This is a genomic window from Vibrio sp. YT-19(2023) (assembly GCF_033337395.1).
Genome location: NZ_JAWOQN010000211.1, coordinates 1 through 953, shown reverse-complemented (window position 1 = coordinate 953; position 953 = coordinate 1). Strand labels below are relative to the sequence as shown.

The window sequence follows — 953 nt, the reverse complement described above, 5'->3', positions numbered from 1 at the left end:
GCTTTTGGGTGATGAGTCTCATGCGCTGGCAGAACTTGAAGTATTTATTGGTAAGCAAGTCCGTATTCAGGCTGAACCCCTGTACATTCAGGAACAGTTTGACGTCGTGATGATGTAATTGGAACATTTGTGAATTCTGGTGTTAACCGTTTTGGGCGTTTTTGCGCGTGGACGTTAGTCACTGTCTTGGTTTTTTTAGCCATTCTAGTGACCACTCTACGCGTCACATTGCCACAACTTAACCACTTCCAAGATGAGATCAAAACCTGGGTCAAACAAGGCACAGGTTTTGACTTTTCTATCTCCAGCGTTGCTGGTTCTTGGCGTAATAGCCATCCCTCTATCGCGTTACTCGGCTTAGAAGCTAACTTACCGAATAACCAAGAAGCTCGATTCGCCGTTGATGAAATTCAAATTGAATTCGATTTGATTCAATCGTTACTTCAGTTTAAGCCCGTCGTGGCCGACTTAACCATTCATAACTTGGCATTAGATATTCGCACGGTCGATCTTCTACCTACGTCGAGCAATCAAGAGCCGACCACTGATGTTGATCAAAATGAAATTAAGCTGATTGATCAGCTGGACTCACTACTGCTGCGTCAGTTTGAAGACTTCACCATTACGAATTCACGCGTCTGGTGCAAATCGGTATCGGGCGAAACTCGTCGACTCGATATCGAACAGCTTCGCTGGAGTAATCAAGGTAAACGTCACTTAGTGGAAGGCACAGTCAGTATTGCAGACGCTAGCCTGAACTCACTGTTAGTAAATGCTAACTTTAAAGATCATGGTTCGCTGCGTGATGTGTCTGGTGAGTTTTACGTGAGTGCGCAAGATGTCTCGGTAACGCCTTGGCTTACCACTTACATGCAAGAAGAGTCGGGGGCGGAGTCTGGCAAGGTCAGTTTGAATACCTGGCTGACTCTCAAACACAGCCAACCTAATTATGC

The 953-nt window shown here is 45.5% G+C and carries 1 pseudogene; it reads left to right on the top strand.

The window, feature by feature from the left end:
- Positions 1–129: 129 nt before the first annotated feature.
- Positions 130–953 (top strand): annotated as a pseudogene (locus tag R7E78_RS24930) (hypothetical protein); the annotation flags it as partial.